Source organism: Bacillus sp. FSL L8-0199, from assembly GCF_038005705.1.
GTDB classification, from domain to species: Bacteria; Bacillota; Bacilli; order Bacillales; family Bacillaceae_G; genus Bacillus_A; species Bacillus_A cereus.
The window spans coordinates 5,246,568-5,267,536 of record NZ_JBBOTS010000001.1 but is presented as its reverse complement, the minus strand read 5'-3'; the positions used below and the strand labels follow the sequence as shown (position 1 = coordinate 5,267,536).

The window sequence follows — 20,969 nt, the reverse complement described above, 5'->3', positions numbered from 1 at the left end:
GCCGCTTACGCTTTTAAATATATCTAGTTCTGGTGGCTAGCTCTTCGCATCTAAGAACCTTCCGCCCGAAAGGTAAAAAGCACCTTTAGGTCGAAAGAACCTTAGCTGGTCAGAGCTGAAAGAGCCACCGCCACTTTTAAATATAATTTGCGTTTTTTTGAGTAAGTACCATATACTATTTGTATTAGATACTAGGATGTAGAGGTGAATGATGTGTTAGATCGTTTGCAAGCTGTAGAAAATCGTTATGAGAAGTTAAATGAATTGTTAAGTGATCCAGCGATTATTAGTGATTCAAATAAGCTTCGTGAATATTCAAAGGAACAGTCTGATATACAGGAAACGGTAGAGGTGTATCGTGAGTATAAGGATGTTCGTGAGCAATTAAAAGATGCGAAAGCAATGTTAGAAGATAAGTTAGACGCAGAAATGCGTGAAATGGTAAAAGAAGAAGTTTCTGAGTTAGAATCACAAGATAAAACATTATCAGAGCGTCTGAAAATTTTACTTGTTCCAAAAGACCCTAATGATGATAAGAACGTTATCGTTGAGGTTCGTGGAGCTGCTGGTGGAGATGAGGCAGCTTTATTTGCTGGTGACTTATACCGTATGTATAGCCGTTACGCTGAGGTACAGGGCTGGAAAACGGAGATTATTGAGGCTAGCTATACAGAGTTAGGTGGATATAAAGAGATTATCTTTATGATTAATGGTAAAGGTGCTTTCGCGAAGCTGAAATTCGAGAATGGTGCTCACCGTGTACAACGTGTTCCTGAAACGGAATCTGGTGGACGTATTCATACATCTACAGCAACTGTAGCTGTATTACCAGAGGCAGAAGAAGTAGAAATTGATATTCATGAGAAAGATGTTCGTGTTGATACATTCGCTTCTAGTGGACCTGGTGGACAGAGCGTTAATACAACGATGTCAGCGGTGCGTTTAACGCATTTACCGACTGGTGTAGTTGTATCTTGTCAGGATGAGAAATCACAGATCAAGAATAAAGAAAAAGCGATGAAAGTATTACGCGCACGTGTTTATGATAAGTTTAGACAAGAAGCGCAAGCTGAGTATGATCAAAACCGTAAACAAGCTGTTGGTACGGGAGATCGTTCAGAGCGTATTCGTACGTATAACTTCCCGCAAAACCGTGTTACAGACCATCGAATCGGTTTAACGATTCAAAAGCTAGATCAAATCTTACAAGGTAAGTTAGATGATTTCATCAATGCCTTAGTGATGGAAGATCAGGCTCAAAAGATGGAGGCAGCTGAGTAATGCGTGTCTATGAAGCCCTGAAATGGGCTTCTTCTTTTTTACAGGAAAATGGACGAGATGAAAATGCGGGAGAAATTGTCCTTTGTCATGTATTAAAGGTGAACAGAACAGGATTACTTATGAATATGCGTGAAGAAATAACTGAGGATCAAGAGAAAAGCTTTACGGAGTTTATCCACAAGCATGTAGAAGGTATTCCTATTCAATATATGATTGGTTATGAAATGTTTTATGGACGGTCTTTCTTTGTGAATGAAGAAGTATTAATACCAAGACCGGAAACAGAAGAGCTTATAGTGGGAGTATTAGAAAGAATCGAGCGCCATTTTGGTGATGAGAAACTACATGTAGCAGATATAGGTACAGGTAGTGGAGCGATTTCTATTACGCTTGCTTTAGAAAATGAAAATCTTCATGTTTATACAGTAGATATTGCACAAGAGTCGATTGAAGTTGCAAAAGAAAATGCAAAAGCTTTAGGTGCAGAAGTAACGTTCTATTACGGTGATTTATTGTCACCATTTCATAAAACGGGTCAAAAGCTAGATGTTGTTGTTTCAAATCCTCCATATATACCGGAAGAGGATTGGCGTGGTCTTTCTCCTGTTGTGAAAGAGCATGAGCCGAAGAGAGCACTTGTTGGTGGTGAAGACGGATTAGATTTCTATCGCCGTTTTATGGAAGAATTGCCGAATGTGTTGCAGAAGAAAGCGATTGTGGCGTTTGAAATTGGAGTAGGACAAGGTGAGGATGTAAAAAGATTGTTACAACAAGCTTTTCCACATGCTCATGTTGAGGTTGTTTTCGATATTAACGGAAAAGATCGTATGGTATTTGCAGAGATGGAGTAAGGTTCACACCTTACTCTATTTTTTTGTGGAAAAATTCATATAGATTTTGAATTTAATAGTTTAGAAAGATGAAAGTCTGTCCACACTGTTTGTAGAAGGGACGGTGGAGGAAATGAAAAAACAAGTTATTGCTTATCTTCTTATACTATTAATTGGTGCACAGTTACTTGTGCAGTTTGGATATATGAAAGCTGATGCGAAAGGGCCTTCAGTTATTCCGAAAGAGGCCGTTCGATTAAGAATTTTAGCAAATAGTGATTCAGATAAAGACCAGGCATTAAAGCGTAAAGTGCGTGATGAAGTAAAAGCACAAATTGATGGATGGGTAGCGGATTTAACTTCATTTGAAGAGGCACGCAAAGTAATTCAAAGTCATATTCCAGAAATCGAGGAAACGGTGGAAAATACGTTAAAAAGAGAAGGAAGTAAAGATTCATTTCAAGTGAAATTTAGTAAGAATGTAAAGTTTCCTACAAAGGTATATGGGAATTTTATTTATCCAGCAGGAGAATATGAAGCAGTATTAATCACAATTGGAGAAGGTGAAGGGGCGAACTGGTGGTGTGTATTATTTCCACCAATGTGTTTCTTAGATTTTTCGAGCGGGACAGCTGTAAGAAAAGAAGAGCACGTTGTGAAGGCGGAATCTCCTGAAGAGGAGCAGGTGAAACAACTAGATGAGGAAGTAATAGATAAAGAAGAGAAGAAAGTAGATAAGGTAAAAGAAACGAAAGCTGTAAAGCAGGAAGTAGTAAAAAAAGTAACAGCTTCTGAAAAGAAAGTAGTAAAAAATGAAACAAAAGTCGAAGAGCAGCCTGTAAGTAAAGAAGAAATAAAAACTGTGGAAAAAGTGGAGAAACCTGTGGAGAAAAAACAAGAAAAACAAAATGAGTATGTAAAAGTAGAAGAGGAAGAAGAAAAGCCAGAAGTTAAATTGTTTATTGTAGAGGCTTTTACATCTTTATTCTCTAAATAGTACTATTAATAAATCCCTCTTCATATATAAAAATGAGGAGGGATTTATTATGAAGAAAGTGTATTTTGCTACGAAAGCAGATGTGGAAAGATTACATTCTTTTTTCGGACAAGCTAATAAAAAAGATGATAAAATAAATGAGTTGTACGCACAATTTATGATTTTGGAAGAAGCGGAAGAAATACGAGCTGTAATTGGTTATGAACAAAGTGGGGAAGATGTGCTTATTCGTTCTTGTTTATTCACACCTCATGTGGATAAACAGACTTTCTTATATTTTTTTGAAATGTTTTTGCAGTATATGAAAGAAAAAAGTGTTCAACAATTGTACTTACTAACAAATCATCCACAATCTGTACCGATCTTTCAGTTTTTTGACTTTTTTACTATAGAAAAGGATGAGGTTCCAGAGGGAATTCAACAGCTAGAACATTTTTGTAAAAATATAAAAGAGCAGAATGCAATAATACTAAATTGTCAGCTATTCACAAAGTTATCCACGGATTAATTAGGTTTATCCACATTTTGTGGATAAACCTTGTTTGTCTTTTGGATAAATCTCATAGTAAACTAAAAATATACAAGTATTTAAGGGTAGAAAAGGACGTGGAAAAAAATGCATACAAATATGTGGGTTGTGGATAATGTTGTGGAAAGAAAAAAATATTATCCACAGTTACAAGAAGCAGCAAAATTATTACGAGAAAATGAGGCGGTTGCTTTCCCTACGGAAACAGTATATGGGTTAGGGGCAAACGCGATGGATGATGAAGCAATCGCGAAAATTTTCGAAGCGAAAGGAAGACCGAGTGATAATCCACTCATTGTCCACATAGGTACAAAATCTCAGTTAGATGGGATTGTGAAAGAAATTCCACCAGTTGCAGAGAAGTTAATGGCGCATTTTTGGCCAGGACCATTAACAATTATTTTGCCGAGAAAAGAAGGGATTTCAGAGAAGGTGACGGCAGGACTTAATACGGTTGGAGTAAGAATGCCTGATCATCCAATTGCACTTGCTCTTATTGAAGAGGCGAATGTACCTGTTGCAGCACCAAGTGCGAATCGTTCAGGGCGTCCAAGTCCAACATTAGCTTCTCACGTATATGAAGATTTGAATGGGAAGATTGCAGGTATTGTTGATGGTGGTGCAACTGGAGTAGGCGTTGAATCAACTGTAATTGATTGTACAAGCGCGGTTCCAACAATATTACGTCCAGGTGGGATTACGAAAGAACAATTAGAAGCGGTGATAGGTACGGTTTCTTTAGATCCAGCTTTAAAGGATGAGAAGGAAAAACCGAAATCGCCTGGAATGAAATACACACATTATGCGCCGAAAGCACCACTTAGTATTGTTGAGGGTTCACGTGAGTTTATTCAGCATCTTGTGGATGAGAAAAAGGAAGAAGGATTTAAAGTAGGCGTATTAACGACAGAAGAGTATCAGCATGTATATAGTGCAGATGTTATATTATCTTGTGGTGTTAGAAGTGACTTAGCTAGTGTTGCGACTAAATTATATGATGTACTTAGAACATTTGATGCAAGTGAAGTGGATGTTATTTTTAGTGAGTCATTCCCTAATGAAGGAATAGGGAATGCAATTATGAATCGTTTAACAAAAGCGGCAGGACATCATATTATTATTGAATGATAAGGTAAGATTAGCAAACAGAATATTTCTCCTTGGATAAGCATATTGTGAAGTAGCACGTCCAAGGAGGGGCATGAATGACGTTTGAACAGCTAATACCTTTAATAATTATGGCATTCGCCTTAGGGATGGATGCGTTCTCGGTTAGTCTTGGTATGGGGATGATACCCCTAAAGTTAAGACAAATCCTGTATATTGGTATGACGATAGGGATATTTCATATTATTATGCCGTTTATAGGAATGGTACTAGGTCGTTTTTTATCAGAGAAGTATGGAGATATCGCACATTTTGCGGGTGCTATTTTATTAATCGGACTAGGGTTTTATATCGTATATTCGAGCATTTTACAAAATGAAGAGACTAGAACAGCCCCTATTGGAATTAGTTTATTCGTATTTGCATTTGGCGTCAGTATAGATAGTTTCTCAGTAGGACTTAGTCTTGGTATTTATGGAGCACAAACAATTATTACGATTTTACTTTTTGGATTTGTTAGCATGTTATTAGCGTGGATGGGTTTATTAATTGGGAGACATGCGAAAGATATGCTCGGTACATATGGTGAGATAGTAGGTGGTATCATTTTGGTTGGGTTTGGATTATATATCCTTTTTCCTATATAATTTTATGTAGGAGGGAATTATGAACAAGCTATTGGAATGGTATGTTAAATTTTTAACCTTCTATCCTCGATGGCTAAGAAAACTTATAATTTGGGGTATTATTTTGCAAATTTCGATGTTAGGTTGGATTAAGTTAATTCGTGAATGGTGAGATAGTTCCTTTCTGTGAATATTTTGTTTGTACTATATTTATTGCGCTAAAAATTACAGATATAGAAAGGATGAGATGAATGACGAGATTGAAGCAAGTTTTTGGTATTATTATTAGTTTTTTTGTTTTTTGGTTTAGTATGCTCGGTGTACAAATGTTTGCTGAGTTTTTAGATATTGAGTCATTGAAATTTGTTGCGGGAAAGACTGAGGCGGCGCGTGCCTTTTACTCTCCGTACCCGTTTTTAATTGTTTTTCTTATTACATTGCTTTCCCTATACTTCTTCGTAATTAAGCTAGGGAAGCCGAAAAAAGAGAAAATGCCTACTTTAGAGGAAAAGAAGGAAGAATTACAATGAGAAAATCCCCTGCTAAAAAGCAGGGGATTTTATATTTGAGTGATGGGAGGCATCTAGCCGCCTTGCTTTTAAATATATCCAGTTCCAACGGCTAGAATGGTCGGTGGCTTCGCGTCTTCCTGCGAGGCAAAAAGCGCCTCTACGTCAGAAGCTCCATCCCCCTCTCATTCTGAGCGAGCCGCTTCCGCTTTTAGATGATATCCAGCTCCAGCGGCTAGAATGGTCGGTGGCTTCGCGTCTTCCTGCGAGGCAAAAAGCGCCTCTACGTCAGAAGCTCCATCCCCCTCTCATTCTGAGCGAGCCGCTTCCGCTTTTAGATATTATCCAGTTCCAGTGGCCAGCTCTTCGCATCTAAGAACCTCCCGCACGAAAGGTAAAAAGCACCTTTTGTGCGAGAGAACCTTAGCTGGTCAGAGCTAAATGGGCCACTTCCACTTTTAGATATTATCCAGCTTCAGCGGCTAGAATCTCCGGTCATTTCGCTCTCTCGCATGAAGCAAAAAGCGCTTCAAGGTCGAGAGCTCCAATGCCCTGCGATTCTGAACGAGCCGCTTCCGCTTTTAGATATTATCCAGTTCCAGTGGCCAGCTCTTCGCATCTAAGAACCTCCCGCACGAAAGGTAAAAAGCACCTTTTGTGCGAGAGAACCTTAGCTGGTCAGAGCTAAACGGGCCACTTCCACTTTTAAACTGGCCTAACCAATTCAAATTGTTCTCCTAATTTTGCATAGTTGTGTCCTGCTAGGCGGCTTATTGGTTTGAGTCCTTCGGCGTGAATGCGCCCTTTTTCATATAGATGTTCGGCAACGTGGAAACGAACGACGCGTCCAATTAGTAGATCACAAGCTGGTGAGTCTTCCGTTCCGCCAAGTGGAATTGCACGTTCTAATACGCATTCCATTCGAATATTTGCTTCTTTTACACCTGGAACAGAGATGACTTCACTTTCGATTGGGGTTAGTTTTGCTAGTTCAATTTCACTTTCATTTGGCGGGAGGTTAGCTGCTGTTTCGTTAATTGCTGCTACATATGATTCGTCAGAAATATGTACGACAAATTCTCCTTTTTCAATTGCGTTTCGGGAAGTGTCCTTTCTTTCTCCGGCTTTTCGTTGTACAGATACTGAGATAAGTGGTGGATTAGCAGCGACAATATTGAAATAACTATATGGTGCTCCGTTTAGTACGCCTTCTTTTGTTACAGAAGTAACGAATGCGACAGGACGAGGGATGATACTTCCAGTAAGTAATTTGTAATTATCTTTTTCAGTTTGTTCATTTGGATTAATGGATAACATGCTTGTAATCCCCTTTCTAAATATGAATACTTATTGTTTGTTTACAAGATAACGATGAGAAAATCCTGCTGGAAATAATATTTTGTTTCATAAAAAGAACTTACTTCAATTGTAATGAAGTAAGTTCTTTTTTCAAGAATCTCAAATTTGAGATAAAAATTAAAGTAAAACGTATGCCCCAGGTCCGATTAAAGCTACACCAACAGCGACAGCGATTAACATTAAGTTATATTCATATCCGTTTTGTGTTACCCAGTAACCATTTTTTCCGTGAACAGTGAAGATAGCCATTAACATTGTTCCAACGATAAATAATGAACCAACTACAATGAAAATACCTGATGCAAATAAGAAACCACCTAGTAATTCAGTTGCGCCAGCCATAAATGCCATAAATACACCAGGACGTAAACCGATTGACTCCATCCAGCCACCTGTTCCTTTTAAACCGTAACCGCCGAACCAACCAAATAATTTTTGAGCACCATGACCCATGAATGTAATTCCTATAATAAGACGAATAATAAGTAGACCGAAATCCATCATTTTTAAAAACCTCCTAAAAGTTATTAACTTACCTTACGTAAGTAATAATAAAATAGTTACTTACTTTAGTCAAGTGGATTTTGAAAAAAGTTTGAATTAAATTTTACAAATTAACAACAAAAAATAAAATGTAGTAAAGACCTCTAGACAAGTTGGGCAAAAAAAGAGAAAATATAAATAGAAGTTAACTTCTAATTGTTATTCAGACAATCAGAATTGACTGGAATTTTGTGAAGCGCTACAATAAGAGTCTATTAGTAATGACGTAATTTATTTCGAAAGCGTTTTTACAGTATAATATTCGAAGTATGAAGTCTTACATGTATCCCGAGCTTTACTAGGGATTGCCCTATAAACTTTTAGGTAAATTATAAGGAGGACTATCCTATGTTTAAAAAATTATTCGGTCTTGGTTCAAAAACAAATGAAGAAACAATCGTAGCTCCATTAACTGGAGCAGTGAAAAATATTGAAGAAGTACCAGATCCAGTATTTGCTGGTCGTATGATGGGTGACGGTGTTGCAATCGATCCTACTGAAGGTGTAGTTGTATCTCCAGTTGATGGTGAAATCGTACAATTATTCCACACAAAACATGCTATTGGAATTAAAGCGAAAAACGGTACAGAAATTTTAATCCACGTTGGATTAGAAACTGTAAAAATGGAAGGCGAAGGATTCGAAGCTCACGTTTCTGAAGGCCAAGCTGTAAAAGCTGGAGATAAATTAATCTCATTCGACTTAGAATTAATCCGTGAAAAAGCGAAAAGCACAATTACTCCAATTGTTATTACAAACACAGATGCAGCTGAGTCTATTAAGACAACTGTAGGCGTAGCAGCTACAAAAGGTTCAACAGAAGTAATGAAAGTTACAATGAAATAAGTGCAATATAAGAGGAATCCGTTTCGTATGAAATGGATTCCTTATTTTTGTTGCATGTTCAGCATGTATGTTAAAATACTCTAGGCACTTGGAAATAGGGTTTCACATATATGTGGATAAGGCGCATTTTTCTTAGAAAAAATATAAGAGAAATGCGCCTTTTGTATATTCACATTTCTTTTGTTCTATTCTAATGTAAGTTATGATGAATGGTAAGAAATCGAATATAGGGGTGGGTTTGAATGAAACGAGTGTTATTTGTTTGTACTGGCAATACATGTCGTAGTCCAATGGCTGAGGCGTTGCTTCGTCATCACGGAGGAGATAAGTTTGAAGTGCAATCTGCTGGTGTTTTCGCCTATCCTGGGAGCGATGCATCGGTACATGCGAAGGAAGCTTTAGCTGAAAAAGGAATTTTAATTGATCATGCGGCGCAGCAAGTAAATGAAACTTTGCTTGATTGGGCTGATATTGTCGTAACGATGACAGAAAACCATAAGCAAATTGTACTTGGGCATTATCCGAGCGTTGAAAAGAAATTAAATACGTTATATGGATTAACTGAAGGTATAGGCAAGGACATTTCAGATCCATTTGGAGGCTCGCTTTCTATTTATAAAGAAACGTTAGATGAGATGGAAAAACTTGTACAAACTTTACTGAAAAAACATTCAGTAGGTTGATGTTTCGTGTATAATACGATATTGGAGATCACTTCTTCCTATGTGAGGTAGCGAGTGTGAAATGAAGATAATTGATTGAAAATTTGGAGGGGTAAAAATGAAAGTAGTAATAGCATCTGATCACGGCGGTATGAATATCCGCAAAGAACTTGTAAGTTTATTAGAAGAGTTAAATATTGAATATATTGATTTAGGTTGTGAATGTGAAGCTGGTTCTGTTGATTACCCTGACTTTGCGTTTCCAGCAGCTGAAATGGTAGCGAATGGTGAAGTAGATCGTGGTATTTTAGTTTGTGGGACAGGCATTGGTATGTCAATCGCAGCAAACAAAGTAAATGGTATCCGTTGTGCGTTAGTTCATGATACTTTCAGCGCGAAAGCAACGAGAGAGCATAATGACACTAACATGCTAGCGATGGGCGAGCGTGTAATTGGTGCTGGTCTAGCGCGTGATATCGCGAAAATCTGGTTAACAACTGACTATGAAGGTGGTCGTCACGAAAACCGCGTAGGAAAAATTAAAACATACGAAACAAAGTAATAGATTCTAACTATCAGTAGTGTGAAATATAATTTGGTGAACCAACCTGTGAAAGGAAGAGGCGTAATGACAGAAATCGTAAAGGTAAGAGAACAGCTACAAATGTCGCTTTCTGATTTCCAAGAACAAGCTTCATTACAAAGCGGTCAAATTTTTGTAGTGGGTTGTAGCACGAGCGAAGTGCTAGGCGAAAGAATTGGAACATCAGGAACGATGGAAGTAGCAGAGGCGATTTTCTCTGAGTTAAAACAATTTCAAGAGCAAACAGGTATTGAATTAGCGTTTCAATGTTGTGAGCATTTAAACCGTGCTTTAGTAGTTGAGAGAGAAGTAGCGATAAAATATCAATTTGAAATTGTAACAGTTACGCCTGTTAGATCAGCAGGTGGTGCATTGGGGACATACGCGTATCACAATTTGAAAGATCCGGTAGTAGTTGAGTTTATTAAAGCTGATGCAGGAATGGATATTGGTGATACATTTATCGGTATGCATTTAAAGCATGTAGCTGTTCCGGTTCGTACAAGTGTGAAGGCAATTGGAAGTGCGCATGTAACGATGGCCAAAACACGTGGAAAACTAATTGGTGGAGCGCGTGCTGTCTATGCGGCAGTGGAAGAGACTACCACTTGCCGTTAAATATGAGAAATTAGGAAGTCATATAGTAACTGTTTATCATAAGATAAAAGGTATGTTGTCTGACTTTATAATAGAAGAAAGAAAAGACCGATTTTCGGTCTTTTTTTTCTTTTATGATATAGAAAGTCATGTTAGAATGTAGTTGAAAACATGAAGGTTCGAAAGAATTACAACCTGAATTTTCGTTTTTTCTGAATAAATAAGAAAAAACTGTTGGGAATCGATGTAATTCGTTCAGAAAAGGGGGATTTTGGTGGATCATTTAAAACGTCAAGATGAAAAGGTATTTGCTGCAATTGAGGCAGAACTAGGAAGACAGCGTTCAAAGATTGAGTTAATTGCTTCGGAAAACTTCGTAAGTGAAGCAGTAATGGAGGCACAAGGTTCTGTTTTAACGAATAAGTATGCTGAAGGATATCCTGGAAAACGTTACTATGGTGGCTGTGAACACGTAGACGTAGTAGAAGATATCGCACGTGATCGCGTGAAAGAAATTTTCGGCGCAGAGCACGTAAATGTTCAACCACACTCTGGTGCACAAGCGAACATGGCAGTATACTTTACGATTTTAGAGCAAGGCGATACAGTACTTGGTATGAACTTATCTCATGGTGGTCACTTAACACACGGAAGCCCTGTTAACTTCAGTGGAGTACAATATAATTTCGTAGAATATGGCGTGGATGCTGACTCTCACCGTATTAATTACGATGATGTATTAGCAAAAGCGAAAGAACATAAACCAAAATTAATCGTTGCAGGTGCAAGTGCATACCCTCGTGTTATCGATTTCAAGCGATTCCGTGAGATTGCAGATGAAGTGGGCGCTTATTTAATGGTTGATATGGCACATATCGCTGGTTTAGTAGCTGCTGGTTTACACCCAAATCCAGTACCACATGCACATTTCGTTACAACGACAACACATAAAACGTTACGTGGTCCGCGTGGTGGTATGATTTTATGTGAAGAGCAATTTGCAAAACAAATTGATAAATCAATCTTCCCTGGTATTCAAGGTGGTCCACTTATGCACGTAATCGCTGCAAAAGCTGTTGCATTTGGTGAAGCACTTCAAGATGATTTCAAAACATATGCACAAAATATCATTAACAATGCGAACCGCTTAGCTGAAGGTCTTCAAAAAGAAGGACTTACACTTGTTTCTGGCGGAACAGACAATCACTTAATCTTGATTGATGTTCGTAACTTAGAAATCACAGGTAAAGTAGCAGAGCACGTATTAGATGAAGTTGGTATTACAGTGAACAAAAATACAATTCCATTTGAAACAGCAAGCCCATTTGTAACAAGTGGTGTACGTATCGGTACAGCAGCTGTAACATCTCGTGGTTTCGGTTTAGAAGAAATGGATGAAATTGCGTCACTTATTGCTTATACATTAAAAAATCATGAAAATGAAGTTGCATTAGAAGAAGTACGTAAGCGTGTAGAAGCGTTAACTAGCAAATTCACAATGTATCCAAATCTATAATAGATTGAAGAAGACTGCCGAGACTTAATTGTTTTGGCGGTCTTTTTTGTGGACATATATTATTTTTAAAGTATGTATACAAATGATGAATAAATTTTGGCGATATAATGAAGGATACAGCTCCCATAATTGGTAAAGATACTAGATAGATTCATCGTAAAATCATGATTTTGCCAAATTTGCCCTTGAATATTAGTAGCGTTTTCTTTACAATCGTAAATAGTGTAAAAAAGCGTGCAAACGCATGAATATCATCTAAAGGAGAGATTCACATGGGAAAACTGTATGTATTTGATCACCCGTTAATTCAACATAAGATTACATATATTCGCGATAAGAATACAGGTACGAAAGATTTTCGTGAATTAGTGGACGAAGTAGCAAGTTTAATGGCTTTCGAAATTACTCGCGACCTTCCACTTAAGGACATTGAAATTGAAACACCTGTAAGCAAAGCGACAACAAAAGTGATCGCTGGTAAAAAACTTGGTTTAATTCCGATTTTACGTGCAGGTTTAGGAATGGTTGATGGAATTCTGAAATTAATTCCAGCAGCAAAAGTAGGACACGTTGGTTTATACCGTGACCCTAAAACATTGCAACCGGTAGAATACTATGTGAAACTTCCAACGGATGTAGAAGAGCGTGACTTTATCGTACTAGATCCGATGCTAGCAACAGGTGGTTCTGCGGCTGAAGCAATTAACTCTCTGAAAAAGCGCGGTGCGAAACAAATTAAATTAATGTGTATCGTTGCAGCTCCAGAAGGGGTAAAAGTAGTACAAGAAGAACATCCTGATGTTGATATTTATGTAGCAGCATTAGATGAGAAATTAAATGACCACGGATATGTAGTACCAGGTCTTGGTGATGCTGGTGACCGTTTATTCGGAACGAAGTAAGACAACTGACGAGCAGGGGAGATTCCCCAGCTCGTCTTTTTTGTTGTAAGCAAGTAGGGGAGGGGGAGAGGATAAATATACATCGTATATACAACATAAGTTGCATACACCTCACATATAATATAGAAGTCTTACGTCTGAGGAACACTATATTATGGAAGAAAAGCGTTATATCTCGAAAATATAATAGTGACAAACTTGTGAACATTTCCTTCTATTATAAAGAGAAAACTGTTAGAAATTGCATATATGTAACCAGTATTTAGAAGGGGAACGTTTTCATTTTTGGGAGGAAATGCCTAATACTCAAATTTTTAGATTTTTTACGATTTCTCGTTGACACTGTTAATACCCTATTGTATGCTAACAACGGGGATAGATGGTAGGGCTTTCAGTGACAAAATTACATCTATTCCGTGACGAAAATGTAAACTTTTTGTTTTGTATAGGATTTATGCAAAAAAATGAGTTATTATTAACACATCGTGAATGAGGGTTACATATTGGAGGGATGAATCCTTGCAAAAAAACGATCGCAGCCATATAAAAGCTTATGCTTTAATGTCAGGTATTCTTGCTCAATTAGTCGGTTCTATTCTTGTTGGAATCTTTGGTGGGCAGTGGATTGATAATAAGGTTGGAACGTTTCCGTTGTTTCTTATTATAGGGTTATTACTCGGACTAGGAACAGGGGTATACGCAATGATTCGACTCATTCGACATTACTATTCGGGAGAGCAATGATGATAGACGTACATGGACTTGTCCAAAGACAAAAGAAATATATGTACTACTTGCTTGCGCTTCTAGTGCTAGGATGGGGATTTACCTCTTACAAGGATGTATTTCTTGGACTGATTATCGGGACGATTTTCAGTTTTCTTAGTTTGCGCATCATTGCACGTAGAACAGACAAGCTGCTAGATCGCGTAACAAATGGAGAAAACGTGAAGTTCAAGGCAACAGCGGTAAGTACATATTCAAGATTCGCCACGATTGGGTTATTAATTTTATTTGCAGCCAAATATCAAGAGTTAATCGCGATGTGGGGCCTAGGTGTAGGATTGCTGACAGGATACCTTGTCATGATCATAGATTTTCTTTATTTAGAGTATAAGAGCAGGGAAGAGAGGTGAATTACTAGTGGAACACGGTAAATTAGTTGAATTTCTAGGTTTAACGTTCGATTTGTCATCAGTTATGATGGTTACTGTAGCAGCAGTTATTGTTTTCTTAATCGCTGTTATCGGAACTCGCAGCTTAGCTCTTCGCCCAACCGGGATGCAAAACTTCATGGAATGGGTGTTTGACTTCGTGAAAGGGATTATCAATAGTACGATGGACTGGAAAACCGGTGGACGTTTCTTAACGCTTGGCGTTACGCTTATCATGTTTATCATCGTATCGAACTTCCTTGGTTTACCATTCATGTATTCAGCAACTGAAGCTGGCGAACATATTGCATGGTGGAGATCACCAACGTCTGATCCAGCAGTTACATTAACATTAGCCGTGATGGTAGTTACCCTCACCCATTATTATGGAATTAAGATGAAGGGTACGAAAGAGTACGTAAAAGGTTATTTCCAACCTATGAAATTCTTATTCCCATTAAAGGTTATTGAGGAGTTTGCTAACACATTAACGTTAGGTCTTCGTTTATTTGGTAACATTTATGCAGGTGAGATATTATTAGGATTACTTGCTAAGTTGGGCGGAGCATCATTCCTTGGCGCATTAGGTGCACTTGTACCTATGTTAGCGTGGATGGGATTCAGTGTATTCGTTGGTTCAATCCAGGCATTTATTTTCGTAATGTTAACGATGGTTTATATGGCTCATAAAGTAAGCCATGACCATTAATATAATTTAAGTAAGAAAAAATTTATTTTTTTATAATACAAAGGAGGACAAATTAAATGAGTTTAGGTGTAATCGCAGCTGCAATTGCAATTGGTTTATCAGCATTAGGTGCAGGTATTGGTAACGGTCTTATCGTATCACGTACAATCGAAGGTGTTGCTCGTCAACCAGAACTAAAAGGCGCACTTCAAACAATTATGTTCATCGGGGTTGCTTTAGTTGAGGCACTTCCAATCATCGGTGTAGTTATTGCTTTCATCGTAATGAACAAATAAGGGAGACTCCCCTTACATAGATGGCGAAGAGTGTTTTTCCGAACTTTCTTCGCCATTGCTTTATGAATGAAACGTATGTCTTTTTTTTTCATATGATCAATTTAGATATTTTGAAGGGAGTGAATCCTTGTGCCAACTTTATTATTAGGTGCTGCCATTCCATTTGGAACGATTGCTTATACATTGTTCATTTTCTTACTTCTATTAGTAATGCTACGCAAATTTGCGTGGGGTCCTTTAATGGGAATTATGAAAGAACGTGAAGAGCATGTTACTAATGAAATCGACGCTGCAGAAAGAAGTAATGCTGAGGCGAAGAAGTTAGTAGAAGAACAACGTGAAATGTTAAAACAATCACGTGTTGAAGCACAAGAGTTAATCGAAAGAGCGAAAAAGCAAGCTGTAGATCAAAAAGATGTTATTGTTGCTGCTGCGAAAGAAGAAGCAGAATCAATTAAAGCATCTGCTGTACAAGAAATTCAACGCGAAAAAGAGCAAGCAATTGCTGCTTTACAAGAACAAGTTGCTTCTTTATCTGTTCAAATTGCTTCTAAAGTAATTGAAAAAGAATTAAAAGAAGAAGATCAAGTGAAGTTAATTCGCGATTATATTAAAGAAGTAGGAGAAGCGCGATGAGCAATGGGATTGTAGCAAAACGTTATGCTGTCGCTCTTTTTAAAATTGCTAAAGAAAAACACGTATTAGAAATGTTTGAAGAGGAATTACGCCTTGTACAAAACGTTTATGTAAAGAACGGAGAACTACATAGCTTTTTAACGCAACCGAACATTTCAAAGGAACAAAAGAAAACGTTTCTTGCAAACGTATTCGGATCTGTTTCTGAATCTATTTTAAATACGTTATATATTTTAATTGATAACAAACGCATTGATATCTTACCTGAAATTGCAGATGAATATGTTGTTCTTGCTAATGAAGAACGTAACGTAGCGGACGCAACTGTATATTCTACTCGTCTTCTATCAGAAGAAGAGAAGCTTAACATTGCAGAAGCATTTGCGAAGAGAACAGGAAAAGATGCAATTCGCGTGAAAAATGTTGTAGATGAAGATTTACTAGGCGGCATTAAAGTACGTATTGGAAATCGCATTTATGATGGAAGTTTACAAGGAAAATTAGCACGTATTCAGCGTGAATTAATGAAGAATAGATAGGGGTGAAGCACATGAGCATCAGAGCTGAAGAAATTAGCGCACTGATAAAGCAACAAATCGAGAACTATCAGTCTGAAATCGAAGTTAGTGATGTTGGTACAGTTATCCAAGTTGGTGACGGTATCGCACGTGCTCATGGTCTTGATAACGTTATGGCTGGTGAACTTGTAGAGTTCTCTAACGGCGTTATGGGGCTAGCACAAAATTTAGAGGAAAACAACGTAGGTATTATCATTTTAGGACCTTACACAGAAATCCGTGAAGGTGACGAAGTTCGTCGTACTGGTCGCATCATGCAAGTACCAGTAGGAAAAGAACTAATTGGTCGTGTTGTAAACCCATTAGGTCAACCAGTTGATGGTTTAGGCCCAATCAATACAACAAACACTCGTCCAATCGAAAGTCCAGCGCCAGGTGTAATGGATCGTAAATCTGTTCATGAACCACTTCAAACAGGTATTAAAGCGATCGACGCTCTTGTACCAATTGGCCGTGGTCAACGTGAGTTAATCATCGGTGACCGTCAAACTGGTAAAACAGCAGTTGCACTTGATACAATCATTAACCAAAAAGATGAAGATATGATTTGTATCTATGTAGCAATTGGACAAAAAGAATCAACTGTACGTAACGTAGTAGAAACACTACGTAAGCACGGTGCATTAGAGTACACAATCGTTGTAACTGCATCTGCTTCTCAACCAGCTCCATTATTATACCTAGCTCCTTACGCTGGTGTAACAATGGGTGAAGAGTTCATGTACAATGGTAAACACGTATTAGTAGTATATGATGACTTATCAAAACAAGCAGCGGCTTACCGTGAGCTGTCATTACTATTACGTCGTCCTCCAGGTCGTGAAGCTTACCCAGGGGATGTATTCTACTTACATTCTCGCTTATTAGAGCGTGCAGCAAAATTAAGTGATGCAAAAGGCGGCGGTTCTTTAACTGCACTACCTTTCATCGAAACACAAGCAGGGGACGTATCAGCATACATCCCAACAAACGTAATTTCTATTACGGATGGACAAATCTTCTTACAATCTGACCTATTCTTCTCTGGCGTACGTCCAGCGATCGATGCGGGTACTTCTGTATCTCGTGTAGGTGGATCTGCTCAGATTAAAGCAATGAGTAAAGTATCAGGTACACTTCGTCTTGACCTTGCATCTTACCGTGAGTTAGAAGCGTTCGCTCAGTTCGGTTCTGACCTTGATAAAGCAACTCAAGCGAAATTAAACCGTGGTGCTCGTACTGTTGAGGTATTAAAACAAGGATTACACAAACCATTACGTGTAGAGAAACAAGTTATCATTCTTTACGCTTTAACACGTGGATTCCTAGATGATATCCCAGTAGTAGATATCACTCGTTTCGAAGAAGAATTCCATGCTTGGTTAGATTCTAATGCGACTGACTTATTAGAAGAAATCCGCACAACTAAGAAACTTGCGGATGACGACAAATTTGCAGCAGCAATCAATGGATTTAAAAAAGTATTTGTAGCTTCTGAATAATAAAAGCGGAAGCGGCTCGTTCTGAATGTGAGGGGAATGGAGCTTCTGACGAAGAGGCGGTGTTTGCCTCGTAGGAAGAAGTGAAGCCACCGAGCATTCAAGCCGCTGGAGCTAGATAGTATATATAAAAGGCATCTCGGGCTCTGAGATTGCTGACGGTTATGTAAAGGAAAAGAGTAGGTGCACCTATTCTTTTCCTTCAATCATGAGCAAGAATATCTTGCAACGTAGATTAGGAAGAGGATTCTTACTAATCGTGCCAACTTCCGGAAAAAAGGTGGTGAAAACCTGTGGCATCTTTACGCGATATAAAAGCGAAGATTAACTCGACAAAGAAAACGAGTCAAATTACGAAAGCGATGGAGATGGTATCTGCATCTAAGTTAAACCGTGCAGAGCAAAATGCTAAATCTTTCGTTCCGTATATGGAAAAGATTCAAGAAGTAGTAGCGAGCATTGCGCAAGGAAGCAAAGGGATTAATCATCCAATGCTAAATGCGCGTCCTGTAAAGCGTACAGGATACATCGTTATTACATCTGATCGCGGACTAGCAGGTGGTTATAACAGTAACGTATTACGTACAGTAAGTAACGTAATTCGTGAACGTCATAATATGGATTCAAACCAATATTCTATTATTGTGCTTGGACGACTAGGACGTGATTATTTAAAACGTCGCGGCTTTAACATTATTGATGAAGTAGTTGGATTATCTGACCATCCATCATTTACTGATATTAAAGACCTTGCTTCTCGAGCAATTGCGATGTTCGCAGATGGTGCTTATGATGAGCTGTACATTTACTACAACCATTACGTAAGTAAAATTTCACAAGAGGTAACGGAAAATAAAATTTTACCGCTTACTGATGTGGCGTCTGACAAACCGACGACAGCTTATGAATTCGAACCTTCTGAAGAAGAAATTTTAAAAGTACTATTGCCACAATACGCAGAAAGCTTAGTGTACGGTGCATTACTAGACGGTAAAGCAAGTGAACACGCAGCGCGTATGACAGCAATGAAGAGTGCTACAGACAACGCAATGGAAGTTATCGATTCACTTACACTTTCATTCAACCGTGCGCGTCAGGCAGCGATTACGCAAGAAATTACGGAAATCGTTGGTGGAGCAGCAGCGTTAGAATAGTATTAAAAGGCGGAAGCGGTTCGTTCAGAATGAGAGGGGGATGGAGCTTTTGACGTAGAGGCGATTTGTGCCTCGTAGGAAAAAGCGAAGCCACCGAACATTCTAACCGCTGGAACTAGATTCAATAAAAAGCGGAAGCGGCTCTGTCAAAAGAGTCGCGTAAGCTATAAACCAATAAAAAATTAAAAGCTAGCTGCTCGTAGAAAGTTGGCTAATTAAAAGAAAGCTAGGAGGGAACCCGATGAATAAAGGGCGCGTTACGCAAATCATGGGTCCGGTTGTAGACGTTAAGTTTGATGGCGGAAAGCTACCAGAAATCTACAACGCCCTTACGGTAAAACAAAGCAACGAAAACGGAAGTATTAACTTAACATTTGAAGTTGCACTTCATTTAGGTGATGATACAGTTCGTACAGTTGCAATGTCTTCCACAGATGGACTTGTTCGTGGCACAGAAGTAGAAGATACTGGTAAACCAATCTCTGTACCAGTTGGTGATGTAACACTTGGTCGCGTATTTAACGTATTAGGTGATGCAATTGACTTAGATGGTGAGGTTCCTGCAGATGTACATCGTGATCCAATTCACCGTCAAGCACCTGCATTCGAAGAATTATCTACTAAAGTAGAAATTCTTGAAACTGGTATTAAAGTAGTAGACTTACTTGCTCCTTACATTAAGGGTGGTAAGATCGGCCTATTCGGTGGTGCCGGCGTAGGTAAAACAGTATTAATTCAGGAATTAATTAACAACATCGCACAAGAGCACGGTGGTATCTCTGTATTCGCTGGTGTAGGTGAGCGTACTCGTGAGGGTAATGACTTATACCACGAAATGAGCGATTCTGGCGTAATCAAGAAAACTGCGATGGTATTTGGACAAATGAACGAGCCACCTGGAGCACGTCAACGTGTTGCATTAACAGGTTTAACAATGGCTGAGCATTTCCGTGATGAGCAAGGACAAGACGTACTTCTGTTCATCGATAACATCTTCCGTTTCACGCAAGCGGGTTCTGAAGTATCTGCCCTTCTTGGTCGTATGCCATCTGCGGTAGGTTACCAACCAACACTTGCAACAGAAATGGGTCAATTACAAGAGCGTATTACATCTACAAATAAAGGGTCTATCACGTCTATCCAAGCGGTATATGTACCAGCCGATGACTATACTGACCCAGCACCAGCTACAACGTTCGCTCACTTAGATGCAACAACAAACTTAGAGCGTCGTTTAACGCAAATGGGTATTTACCCAGCCGTAGATCCATTAGCATCTACATCTCGTGCACTTTCTCCAGAAATCGTAGGAGAAGAACATTATGAAGTAGCTCGTCAAGTACAGCAAACTTTACAACGTTATAAAGAACTTCAAGATATCATCGCTATCTTAGGTATGGATGAGTTATCTGAAGAAGATAAGTTAGTTGTACATCGTGCTCGTCGTATTCAATTCTTCTTATCTCAAAACTTCCACGTAGCTGAGCAGTTTACAGGTCAAAAAGGTTCTTACGTACCTGTAAAGAATACAGTTAGTGGTTTCAAAGAAATTCTAGAAGGAAAATATGATGACCTTCCAGAAGATGCATTCCGCTTAGTAGGTGGCATTGAAGAAGTTATTGAAAACGCGAAGAAAATGATGGCGTAAGGCCTTAGGAGGGACGAAGTATGAAGACATTTCCAGTCAGTATTGTAACTCCTGATGGACCGGTTTACGAAAAAGAAGTAGAAATGGTAAGTGTAAAAGCAGAGAGTGGGGAAATGGGGATTTTACCAGGTCACATTCCAACTGTTGCACCATTAAAAATTAGTGCAGTTCGTCTGAAAAATGGTGGACACACTGATTATGTAGCAGTAAGCGGTGGCTTTATCGAAGTTCGTCCAGATAAAGTGACTGTATTATCATCATCTGCTGAAGAAGCAAACCATATCGATATCCATCGTGCAAATGAAGCGAAGCGTCGCGCTGAGCAACGTCTGCAAGATAAACAAGCACATGTTGACTTTAAACGTGCAGAAATGGCATTACAACGTGCTGTGAACCGTTTGAACGTTTCCGATATGAAGTAAAAAAATCCGTAAGGGCTTTGCCTTTACG

Annotated in this window: 27 protein-coding genes; 25 read left to right on the top strand and 2 right to left on the bottom strand. The window is 38.6% G+C overall.

What is annotated here, in order from left to right; translation table 11 throughout:
- The first annotated feature begins 213 nt into the window (after positions 1–213).
- The 8 genes from prfA to NST86_RS27290 all read left to right on the top strand — a co-directional run bounded on the left by prfA (position 214) and on the right by NST86_RS27290 (position 5,900).
- Entirely contained in the window at positions 214–1,281 is a 1,068-nt protein-coding gene (gene prfA / locus NST86_RS27325) for a peptide chain release factor 1 (RefSeq protein ID WP_000887064.1), read from the top strand.
- Positions 1,281–2,132, top strand: a complete 852-nt coding sequence (gene prmC, locus NST86_RS27320) for a peptide chain release factor N(5)-glutamine methyltransferase (protein ID WP_074625565.1) — start codon at positions 1,281–1,283, stop codon at positions 2,130–2,132. The genes prfA and prmC overlap by 1 nt, the downstream gene beginning before the upstream one ends.
- Positions 2,133–2,244: 112 nt before the next feature.
- Entirely contained in the window at positions 2,245–3,108 is an 864-nt protein-coding gene (gene spoIIR, locus NST86_RS27315) for a stage II sporulation protein R (protein ID WP_061664293.1), read from the top strand.
- Between the two features lie 49 nt (positions 3,109–3,157).
- Positions 3,158–3,616 (top strand): mechanosensitive ion channel protein, encoded by a 459-nt coding sequence (locus tag NST86_RS27310; RefSeq protein WP_000758437.1) that lies wholly within the window; start codon positions 3,158–3,160, stop codon positions 3,614–3,616.
- Positions 3,617–3,724: 108 nt separating this feature from the next.
- Positions 3,725–4,765 carry an L-threonylcarbamoyladenylate synthase gene (locus NST86_RS27305; RefSeq protein ID WP_000557351.1) on the top strand — a complete coding sequence of 347 codons (1,041 nt, stop codon included), beginning with the start codon at positions 3,725–3,727 and terminating at the stop codon, positions 4,763–4,765.
- Positions 4,766–4,842: 77 nt separating this feature from the next.
- Positions 4,843–5,391, top strand: coding sequence for a manganese efflux pump MntP (locus NST86_RS27300; RefSeq protein WP_000142463.1), 549 nt, complete (start codon positions 4,843–4,845; stop codon positions 5,389–5,391).
- 19 nt (positions 5,392–5,410) lie between these two features.
- Entirely contained in the window at positions 5,411–5,542 is a 132-nt protein-coding gene (locus NST86_RS27295; protein WP_256461002.1) for a hypothetical protein, read from the top strand.
- Between the two features lie 79 nt (positions 5,543–5,621).
- On the top strand, positions 5,622–5,900 hold the full coding sequence (locus NST86_RS27290; RefSeq protein ID WP_000197472.1) for a DUF3935 domain-containing protein: 279 nt from the start codon (positions 5,622–5,624) through the stop codon (positions 5,898–5,900).
- A gap of 684 nt (positions 5,901–6,584) precedes the next feature.
- Here the strand turns inward: NST86_RS27290 and NST86_RS27285 are convergent.
- Positions 6,585–7,196 carry a flavin reductase family protein gene (locus NST86_RS27285; RefSeq protein WP_000949055.1) on the bottom strand — a complete coding sequence of 204 codons (612 nt, stop codon included), beginning with the start codon at positions 7,194–7,196 and terminating at the stop codon, positions 6,585–6,587.
- 159 nt (positions 7,197–7,355) lie between these two features.
- Complete coding sequence (locus tag NST86_RS27280) at positions 7,356–7,742, bottom strand: DoxX family protein (protein WP_000968616.1); 387 nt, start codon at positions 7,740–7,742, stop codon at positions 7,356–7,358.
- A gap of 387 nt (positions 7,743–8,129) precedes the next feature.
- On the opposite strand from NST86_RS27280, the gene NST86_RS27275 reads away from it, so the two are divergent.
- The 17 genes from NST86_RS27275 to atpC all read left to right on the top strand — a co-directional run bounded on the left by NST86_RS27275 (position 8,130) and on the right by atpC (position 20,941).
- On the top strand, positions 8,130–8,627 hold the full coding sequence (locus NST86_RS27275) for a PTS sugar transporter subunit IIA (protein ID WP_000473665.1): 498 nt from the start codon (positions 8,130–8,132) through the stop codon (positions 8,625–8,627).
- Between the two features lie 242 nt (positions 8,628–8,869).
- Positions 8,870–9,310 carry a low molecular weight protein arginine phosphatase gene (locus NST86_RS27270; RefSeq protein WP_000832369.1) on the top strand — a complete coding sequence of 147 codons (441 nt, stop codon included), beginning with the start codon at positions 8,870–8,872 and terminating at the stop codon, positions 9,308–9,310.
- A 97-nt stretch (positions 9,311–9,407) separates the two neighbouring features.
- Positions 9,408–9,851, top strand: a complete 444-nt coding sequence (gene rpiB, locus NST86_RS27265; RefSeq protein WP_000869542.1) for a ribose 5-phosphate isomerase B — start codon at positions 9,408–9,410, stop codon at positions 9,849–9,851.
- 66 nt (positions 9,852–9,917) lie between these two features.
- On the top strand, positions 9,918–10,490 hold the full coding sequence (locus tag NST86_RS27260) for a TIGR01440 family protein (protein ID WP_000136376.1): 573 nt from the start codon (positions 9,918–9,920) through the stop codon (positions 10,488–10,490).
- A gap of 253 nt (positions 10,491–10,743) precedes the next feature.
- Positions 10,744–11,985 (top strand): serine hydroxymethyltransferase, encoded by a 1,242-nt coding sequence (gene glyA, locus NST86_RS27255; RefSeq protein WP_000349809.1) that lies wholly within the window; start codon positions 10,744–10,746, stop codon positions 11,983–11,985.
- A 272-nt stretch (positions 11,986–12,257) separates the two neighbouring features.
- Positions 12,258–12,887 (top strand): uracil phosphoribosyltransferase, encoded by a 630-nt coding sequence (gene upp / locus NST86_RS27250; protein WP_000517539.1) that lies wholly within the window; start codon positions 12,258–12,260, stop codon positions 12,885–12,887.
- Between the two features lie 379 nt (positions 12,888–13,266).
- Complete coding sequence (locus NST86_RS27245) at positions 13,267–13,380, top strand: DUF4024 domain-containing protein (RefSeq protein ID WP_000232962.1); 114 nt, start codon at positions 13,267–13,269, stop codon at positions 13,378–13,380.
- A gap of 26 nt (positions 13,381–13,406) precedes the next feature.
- Positions 13,407–13,631, top strand: a complete 225-nt coding sequence (locus tag NST86_RS27240) for an AtpZ/AtpI family protein (protein WP_001171223.1) — start codon at positions 13,407–13,409, stop codon at positions 13,629–13,631.
- On the top strand, positions 13,631–14,023 hold the full coding sequence (locus tag NST86_RS27235) for an ATP synthase subunit I (protein ID WP_000567600.1): 393 nt from the start codon (positions 13,631–13,633) through the stop codon (positions 14,021–14,023). The genes NST86_RS27240 and NST86_RS27235 overlap by 1 nt, the downstream gene beginning before the upstream one ends.
- Positions 14,024–14,030: 7 nt before the next feature.
- Positions 14,031–14,750: a F0F1 ATP synthase subunit A gene (gene atpB, locus NST86_RS27230; RefSeq protein WP_000399870.1), complete on the top strand. Its 720-nt coding sequence runs from the start codon at positions 14,031–14,033 to the stop codon at positions 14,748–14,750.
- 56 nt (positions 14,751–14,806) lie between these two features.
- The gene (gene atpE / locus NST86_RS27225) at positions 14,807–15,025 is read left to right on the top strand and encodes a F0F1 ATP synthase subunit C (RefSeq protein WP_000052064.1); all 219 of its coding nucleotides are present in this window, start codon (positions 14,807–14,809) and stop codon (positions 15,023–15,025) included.
- A 129-nt stretch (positions 15,026–15,154) separates the two neighbouring features.
- Positions 15,155–15,661 (top strand): F0F1 ATP synthase subunit B, encoded by a 507-nt coding sequence (gene atpF / locus NST86_RS27220; protein WP_001142618.1) that lies wholly within the window; start codon positions 15,155–15,157, stop codon positions 15,659–15,661.
- Positions 15,658–16,200 carry a F0F1 ATP synthase subunit delta gene (gene atpH / locus NST86_RS27215; protein WP_000064683.1) on the top strand — a complete coding sequence of 181 codons (543 nt, stop codon included), beginning with the start codon at positions 15,658–15,660 and terminating at the stop codon, positions 16,198–16,200. Before atpF ends, atpH begins: the two co-directional genes overlap by 4 nt.
- A gap of 11 nt (positions 16,201–16,211) precedes the next feature.
- Positions 16,212–17,720 (top strand): F0F1 ATP synthase subunit alpha, encoded by a 1,509-nt coding sequence (gene atpA, locus NST86_RS27210; protein WP_000027518.1) that lies wholly within the window; start codon positions 16,212–16,214, stop codon positions 17,718–17,720.
- A 290-nt stretch (positions 17,721–18,010) separates the two neighbouring features.
- On the top strand, positions 18,011–18,871 hold the full coding sequence (atpG, locus tag NST86_RS27205; protein ID WP_000157696.1) for a F0F1 ATP synthase subunit gamma: 861 nt from the start codon (positions 18,011–18,013) through the stop codon (positions 18,869–18,871).
- Positions 18,872–19,112: 241 nt separating this feature from the next.
- A complete protein-coding gene (gene atpD, locus NST86_RS27200) occupies positions 19,113–20,519 on the top strand; it encodes a F0F1 ATP synthase subunit beta (protein WP_001032593.1) in 1,407 nt (468 codons plus the stop codon).
- 20 nt (positions 20,520–20,539) lie between these two features.
- Entirely contained in the window at positions 20,540–20,941 is a 402-nt protein-coding gene (gene atpC / locus NST86_RS27195; RefSeq protein ID WP_000847211.1) for a F0F1 ATP synthase subunit epsilon, read from the top strand.
- The last annotated feature ends 28 nt before the right edge of the window (positions 20,942–20,969 follow it).

Excerpts from the sequence above, each read along its gene's own strand:
- NST86_RS27300 (WP_000142463.1), top strand. The coding sequence starts at position 4,843 with ATGACGTTTGAACAGCTAATACCTTTAATAATTATGGCATTCGCCTTA.
- spoIIR (WP_061664293.1), top strand. The coding sequence starts at position 2,245 with ATGAAAAAACAAGTTATTGCTTATCTTCTTATACTATTAATTGGTGCA.
- NST86_RS27285 (WP_000949055.1), bottom strand. The coding sequence starts at position 7,196 with ATGTTATCCATTAATCCAAATGAACAAACTGAAAAAGATAATTACAAA.
- NST86_RS27270 (WP_000832369.1), top strand. The coding sequence starts at position 8,870 with ATGAAACGAGTGTTATTTGTTTGTACTGGCAATACATGTCGTAGTCCA.
- NST86_RS27290 (WP_000197472.1), top strand. The coding sequence starts at position 5,622 with ATGACGAGATTGAAGCAAGTTTTTGGTATTATTATTAGTTTTTTTGTT.
- NST86_RS27275 (WP_000473665.1), top strand. The coding sequence starts at position 8,130 with ATGTTTAAAAAATTATTCGGTCTTGGTTCAAAAACAAATGAAGAAACA.
- NST86_RS27235 (WP_000567600.1), top strand. The coding sequence starts at position 13,631 with ATGATAGACGTACATGGACTTGTCCAAAGACAAAAGAAATATATGTAC.
- NST86_RS27260 (WP_000136376.1), top strand. The coding sequence starts at position 9,918 with ATGACAGAAATCGTAAAGGTAAGAGAACAGCTACAAATGTCGCTTTCT.
- NST86_RS27305 (WP_000557351.1), top strand. The coding sequence starts at position 3,725 with ATGCATACAAATATGTGGGTTGTGGATAATGTTGTGGAAAGAAAAAAA.
- NST86_RS27280 (WP_000968616.1), bottom strand. The coding sequence starts at position 7,742 with ATGATGGATTTCGGTCTACTTATTATTCGTCTTATTATAGGAATTACA.
- NST86_RS27245 (WP_000232962.1), top strand. The coding sequence starts at position 13,267 with ATGGTAGGGCTTTCAGTGACAAAATTACATCTATTCCGTGACGAAAAT.
- atpA (WP_000027518.1), top strand. The coding sequence starts at position 16,212 with ATGAGCATCAGAGCTGAAGAAATTAGCGCACTGATAAAGCAACAAATC.
- atpC (WP_000847211.1), top strand. The coding sequence starts at position 20,540 with ATGAAGACATTTCCAGTCAGTATTGTAACTCCTGATGGACCGGTTTAC.
- prmC (WP_074625565.1), top strand. The coding sequence starts at position 1,281 with ATGCGTGTCTATGAAGCCCTGAAATGGGCTTCTTCTTTTTTACAGGAA.
- atpH (WP_000064683.1), top strand. The coding sequence starts at position 15,658 with ATGAGCAATGGGATTGTAGCAAAACGTTATGCTGTCGCTCTTTTTAAA.
- upp (WP_000517539.1), top strand. The coding sequence starts at position 12,258 with ATGGGAAAACTGTATGTATTTGATCACCCGTTAATTCAACATAAGATT.
- rpiB (WP_000869542.1), top strand. The coding sequence starts at position 9,408 with ATGAAAGTAGTAATAGCATCTGATCACGGCGGTATGAATATCCGCAAA.
- NST86_RS27295 (WP_256461002.1), top strand. The coding sequence starts at position 5,411 with ATGAACAAGCTATTGGAATGGTATGTTAAATTTTTAACCTTCTATCCT.
- atpE (WP_000052064.1), top strand. The coding sequence starts at position 14,807 with ATGAGTTTAGGTGTAATCGCAGCTGCAATTGCAATTGGTTTATCAGCA.
- atpD (WP_001032593.1), top strand. The coding sequence starts at position 19,113 with ATGAATAAAGGGCGCGTTACGCAAATCATGGGTCCGGTTGTAGACGTT.
- NST86_RS27310 (WP_000758437.1), top strand. The coding sequence starts at position 3,158 with ATGAAGAAAGTGTATTTTGCTACGAAAGCAGATGTGGAAAGATTACAT.